The organism is Dysgonomonas reticulitermitis, from assembly GCF_054601275.1.
Genome location: NZ_BAAHWU010000083.1, coordinates 1 through 6,496, shown reverse-complemented (window position 1 = coordinate 6,496; position 6,496 = coordinate 1). Strand labels below are relative to the sequence as shown.

The 6,496-nt window shown below is 44.1% G+C and carries 4 protein-coding genes; 1 reads left to right on the top strand and 3 read right to left on the bottom strand.

Going from position 1 to position 6,496, the window contains the following annotated elements; translation table 11 throughout:
* The coding region (locus ACYPZI_RS15270) for a bactofilin family protein (RefSeq protein ID WP_459603128.1) at nt 1–193 on the top strand (193 nt) is incomplete at its 5' end.
* Between the two features lie 636 nt (nt 194–829).
* Here the strand turns inward: ACYPZI_RS15270 and ACYPZI_RS15265 are convergent.
* From ACYPZI_RS15265 to ACYPZI_RS15255, 3 genes are all read right to left on the bottom strand, one after another.
* On the bottom strand, nt 830–1,768 hold the full coding sequence (locus ACYPZI_RS15265; RefSeq protein WP_459603126.1) for a metallophosphoesterase: 939 nt from the start codon (nt 1,766–1,768) through the stop codon (nt 830–832).
* A 74-nt stretch (nt 1,769–1,842) separates the two neighbouring features.
* Nucleotides 1,843–3,465, bottom strand: coding sequence for an Ig-like domain-containing protein (locus ACYPZI_RS15260; protein WP_459603124.1), 1,623 nt, complete (start codon nt 3,463–3,465; stop codon nt 1,843–1,845).
* Nucleotides 3,466–3,495: 30 nt separating this feature from the next.
* Complete coding sequence (locus ACYPZI_RS15255; protein WP_459603122.1) at nt 3,496–6,201, bottom strand: TonB-dependent receptor; 2,706 nt, start codon at nt 6,199–6,201, stop codon at nt 3,496–3,498.
* Between the last annotated feature and the right edge of the window lie 295 nt (nt 6,202–6,496).

Here is a 6,496-nt window from a genome sequence, read left to right as displayed (position 1 = left end):
AAAGAACAGGGGAAGGAATGTGAGGACCGGACCGCAGGCTCAGGCTCCGAGCATAGTGGCTAACGGTACTGTTTTCACCGGTGAGGTAAAACTCAGTGAAGACCTGCGCATCGACGGGGCCGTCCTCGGGGATATCTGCAGCACAAAGGCCGTGATCATCGGCCCCGGCGGAGAGATGCGCGGGAATATCTAGGCTGCCTTCCTGGATATATACGGTTTACTGGACGGCAATGCCGGTATCACCAGGCATACCTTCCTGCGCAAAGGCGGAATTTTGCTCGGCGACCTGGCGACCACAGAACTGGAGATCGAGGACGGCGCACGCTTTGAGGGCCAGCGCGTGATGACCCGCAAAGGACCGCGTGGCACCGGACGATTAAAAGGATGGCCCTACCGTAGCGGATAAGCGTCGTACGGTACCGGCAACAAGATAAAGATAGTGCAGGGAAAACGCAGTACCGGATGAGAATAGAAACAGGATATAATAATCAAACATTAGTTGTCTTTCTCTCCATAGAACCAGAGGGATATTATTTGTCTTCATGACGGGTTGTCCACGCTTGTGAGAAGTCCGGACAACCCATTTTTTTATAACCGCTTACTATTAATTTTGATTTCAAAATAAATAAATTTTATATCACATATTTTAAATAGAAAAATTCATGGTAATGCATGTGAAATACCAAGGAAATTGCCGGAATTTTTATTTATATAATAACTAAAGCCTAAAGTAAATACCCTAGGCTTTATTTAGTATAAAAGTATTGCCGGATGAACTAACTGCCGGAAATAATTTACCGATATAAACAATCCATATAAAATTCCGTTTTTATTTTGTTATTTTATTTGTATAGATTGTTTCCCCTTTATGGTTTATAAAATAAAAATCGACGGCATTGTCCGAGACTGTAAATACGGAGAATCCCGGGTCTCCGCTACAGAATATGGTTCCCTCCACAGGCTTTACACTACGTGATAAAGCAGCAGCCGAATTCACTATATAATTGACTTTTTTACCCTGAGGCTTTATGTATTGAAAATTATGGATATGCCCGCAGATATAAAAGTCAACAGCATTGTTTTCCAAAATACGACCTACTCTCCTCTGCATATCGCTACGTTCGGATATGTCCTTGCCCGTATCAGCATAAACGGGATGATGGCCGATTACGAATTTCCAGCGTGCATCCGATTTGAAAAGAGTGGATTCCATCCATTTCAGTTGCTCATTTATATCCTGCCTGCAGGCATCCGGGTATTCATCCTTTTCCTCACGGTATTTATCTATTAACGGAGAGGTATCTATATAAACGAACAAGCACTTATCATCGCCTTTCCCTATTTTCATTTCAATGGAATAGTACCGTGCGGGAGCATTCCACCGCCGGCTGATATGCGTATAATCCAGTACGGCCTGCGTATTGCCCTTGTATTCATGGTTACCCAGGATTACATTCCACGGTATCTGTAACTCGGGATTATCGTAGATAAGCTCGAAGTTTGTCATCCAGCGCGGATCACTTACGCTCGCAACTCCCATGTAATGATGCGAATCCCCGGCCAGAACCACAAACTCGATACTGTTTTGTTCCGCCACTTCACCCATTATCTTTGCAATGGGTTTCTGTTCATAATACCCTTGCCGTCCCATATCATTGGCTACGATAAAGTTTAATCCTTTCGGCAATTTGGGCAGATTTTGTACCTGTGCCTGTATTGAGGCAGTGAAGACAAAAAGTATCAGTAATATGGAATTAAGTTTTTTCATATGCTATTTCTTACAGAATTGCATTGTGCGATAATATACACAATACAATAAATTGATTAATTAATACTGTTTTTTTAATTTGTACCATATGCGCCGAAACGGCTGGCCGGAACAGGCGTTTTATAGGTTGTACCGTTAATGGTAAGTCCTGTGGACGAGAAGAGCGGGACCATCTTCGCGTCTGATCCGTTATAAGCCCCGGTAAGAACCGGAGAGCCGGACTGGACATGGAAATCCCAGGAAGAATTATAGGTATAACTTGTCAAAGGATCGGTGTTGAACGGATAGTTCACAAATTTAGGGTCTTTTGCCGCATCGCCAGCCAAAGCACTTACAAAACTATTTACATCGACATATTGAGGATATACGTTCTTATTGGATTTCGTATAACCGAGGAATGACGTGATAGTTCCTCCCGCTATATCCTGCGGAAGTGTGCTTTGCTGTGAACCCGATGCATAAAAGTTATAGTCTATCACTGAATTCGTATCACAACCATCCGATATACTGACAGTTCCCCATTTCGGCGTCATTGCCTTAAACTTGCAGTTTACGATCAGGTTATTGAATATGCTTACCAACGCTGCCTTCTCGATATATGCAGAACCGCCTTTTTCGCCGTCGCGCCTCCATCCAGCATTGATAATCGTATTATTATACGCTTTAATCTGTGCCTGGAAACGGCCTGCCGTATCATCCTGCCCGGAGCTCGACAGTTTCAAGCCATTTGTATTGGGGCTGTACATAACATTAAAGGCAACATCGGCCTTACATCCGGCTTTAACGTTTACGGCTTCAGCCCCTGTATAGCCGTTCGCATGGAACAGGTTATTGGCAACAATCACGTTACCTCCCATAAAATAAGTAGCATCGGACGCTCCATACCTTAATTCCGAATTGATAAGGACATATTTCCCGTTCACATTATTGGTCGTGATTTGCGGTGCAGCATCGTCACCTGCAGTATAGATACCGGCAATGGCTGAAGGTGAATCGGCCACAACCGGAGCGCCTGTATATTCGATAATTACATGGTCGAACAGCATTTCCCCGCAATCTGGAGTGCCGACTATTCCGCCCCATAGTCCGGCGAAGATATTCGCAGAAGTACGTTTGCCCGGAGCAACTGAAAACAGGACTGGATTAGTTGTAGTCCCTTTACAATACAGGTTACCGGCTACCATAAACTCTATTTTCGTATGGCTGGCGCCCACGCCATTGTCATCGAAAATCACCTGTACACCTTCTTCAATTGTCAGGCTATTACCTTTGGGTACACTGATATGCCCCGATACGTTTACTACCGTATTTTTCTCCCATACACCCGATACGTTCCCGCTGACATTGTTTAGTTGATCCCATGCAACGGTTACGTCACATGTGGCCTTGAGTGAAGCATCCTGCGCGGATGTTACTGTAATTTGTGCTGTACCTACGCCTACGGCTATTACCTGTCCTTTATTATCGACAGTGGCTACAGCCGTATTGGAAGAACTCCATGTTACATCCTTGTTGGCTGCGTTATCGGGAAAGAATGTGCAAGTCAACGTTTCGGTTATTTCAGGTTTCAAAGTAACCGAGGTCTTAGACAAGGTAATCCCGGCCAGTGATACGTCATTATCCTCTTCGTCTTTACAACCTGTAAATATTGTAGCAAACACTACGATCATTACAGAAAAAAGTAATTTAACTTTCATACGCTTTGTTTTTAATTTAGTTATTATTTTTTAGAATTTATATTTCATTCCCAGCATCATATTTACGCCGTAATGGTCGTAGCGTTCGACAATTCCGCCTTTATACCGCCTGACATTTTCCTGCCCCTGGTTATTGCTGTTGGATTTGACATATTGTATCATCGGCGAATTGGTCAGGTTAGAGGCTTTGGCAAATAAGGCCAGTCCCGTTTTAAACTGTTTTTCAACCGAAGCATCCAGTTGCGTGTAGCCGGCCTGCCAGCTATCACGGTTGTAATACCGCGATACGATGCATATACGTTCTCCTGTGTAAGAGAATGCCAGCTGGGCATCCCATCCGTTATAGGTATCTTTATATAAGAGCGAAAAATTCACGACATGCCCGGCCTGGCCGTACAAAGGGCGGCTTTGGTCTATATAAGTTGTAGTGTGCCCGGAACCTCCGCCTGTATTATCCGGAATTTCTTCCATTTTTGTAGTGGTAATCCGCGAATGGGTGAACGTATAATTCGCCTTTATACCAAACCTGCTGAAATATTTTGTTACATCGAGCTCTACGCCATAATTGTACGCATCGCCGAAATTCATCGGCATATAGTAGGTGTCCTGCCCGAAACCACTCATCATCCCGAATTCGATCGGATTCTGTATATTTTTATAGAAGAGGCCTAACATAACCTGTTCCGACTGACGGGGAAAGTATTCATACCGCAGGTCGATGTTATGGGCAGTCGTATGTATAAGGTCGGGATTCCCTCTTTCCTTATAATCTTCATAAATCTGGCTGTAGGGCACTATCTCAAAAAAGCTCGGGCGGTTAAGGGATTTTGCATACGAGAAACGAAGGTTGGCGTCTTTGTGCAAGCCATATTTGACATGCACGCTGGGCAGGTAGTCCGTATATTCCTGATTCCCTTCGTTTTGGGCGCTTTCTGTCGGGAATTTCAGGAAGTAGCCCTGTTCGGTGTGTTCAGCCCTTAGTCCGGCTATTATTTCCAGTTTATTATACGTCAGTTTAGACTGGATATATGCCGCGCCTATCTTTTCGGAGGCATCGTAATTCAACGGGTCGCTCAGATTCCCGAATTCCTTGACCTCAAATTTTATTTCATCGTAGTTATTCCAGTCTTCGCCCCTGACAAGGATTCGCTGCGTTTCTTCCGGTTTACTTTCATCAAAAGGCCTGAATGTATATTCGTTATAAAAGCTGGTACGTTTTTTATCCCTGTACATCCCTCCGGCGGACAGGTTCAGCACAGACTTTCCAGCCTTGAAGTTGTAACCGAGTTTCAGGTACCCGGCCTTATCTTCATCCGAATTGTGTTCCCACCGGCGGGTCGCTCCTGTATTCTGGGAAACCCATGTAAGTCCGTTTACTGTCGATATGTTGATCTGGGTATTGTCCGGGGTTTCATTCGTCGCTTTCGAGTAAACCCCGGACCAGTCAATTTGAAGTGTATTGCTGAAAAACGCATGCATTCCCTTAAGGGTATTATTTAAAATGGTCTGATGGTTCCAACGTAAACGGACAGTCTCACTCTGAGTTTCAAAAGCATCCCTTACCTGTGAATTGCGGAAATCCATGTATGCACTATATAACATTAACTTATGGCCCGGTGAAAAGCGATAATCGAGTTTCGCATGAACACCGCTCCGGGTCTGGTTATCGGAAAAATAACGGTTTGTGATGCTTTGAATGCCATCCGAACCCACAGCCCCGTACATATCGCTGTTGCTCCCTCTGCGGCTGTTCTGAAAACTACCCGCAAGCATTATTCCCAGATGGTTTTTAAGGAAACGGTCGCCATAAGAGAATCCGGCCGCAAGATTGGGTAAAGCCTTACCGGAAGAGACCTTCAGGTTATGGGTTGTAAAGTCTTTCATTTTCACGGGATATGCAAGGCCATACTGTTCGTTAGGCGACTGTTTATCAATGGTGTTGCTTTTGAACGACTGGAAATCCCTGTCGAAGAAGAGAGAATTATACCCCGTAGATATATTTGCCGTAAGTTGTCTTTGAGTAGGGGCGTCTTTCATAACCATATTCACGGCTCCGCCAATCCCGTCGCCTTCCATGTTTGCCGTCAGGGATTTTGTAACTTCAAGCCTGTCGAGGAGTTCCGCCGGAAAGATATCAAGCGGTACGAAACGGTTTTTATTGTCAGGGCTTGGTATTTTCACTCCATTGACCAACGTATAGTTAAAACGCTTGTCCATTCCTCTCAGGATAGCATATTGCCCGTCACCGCTGCTGTTCCGTTCCACCGTAACCCCCGAAACGCGTTGAATCACGTTTGCAACTGTAATGTCCGGCGATATTTCAATAGCTTTGGCGCTGACTACATTTACCACATTCATCGCATTGCGTTCGATTCCACGGGCATTGGTTTCTGTGTTCTGGCCTCCATCACCATAGATAATAACTTCCCCGATATTCTGATCTTTCGGTTTCAGCCAGATAGTTACACTGTTACCGGCGTCCTTTATGGAGGTTTCCGATTGGTTATATCCCAGAAGCGTGCAACAAAGGGTTACAGGATACTTTTGTATTCCGTTAATACTAAAACTGCCGTCTAGGCCTGTGGATGTCCCCTTTTCAGGCCGGTCTTTTATAAAAATGACGGCCCCGATAATTTCTTCACCGGTTCCGGAGTCTTTTACTATTCCTTTAACGGATTGGGAGTTTGTGCTTATCGATAATAAAAGAAAAGAAATCAAAATCAATAAAAATTTCATAGTAATGCGCGTGTATTGTGAATGGTACAAAAGTATCCGGTAATTGTTACGTGATTATCACAACATGATAAATAAGATGTTACGTCTCAATAATTATAAATACTTTGTAAGCGTTCGGTATTGCTCATCTTTCGCATGCTATCGCCAGGGTTTAACTTTGTCTATAACATAAGTCACGGTTGTTTATAACGAGAGTCAGCCGACCGTTTAGTAAATGTAAAATGGCAAAAATAATCAAATGAAGAAAACATTCCCATTAAGATCAGAGACAGCCTATCCTGTTATAGCACGCTAT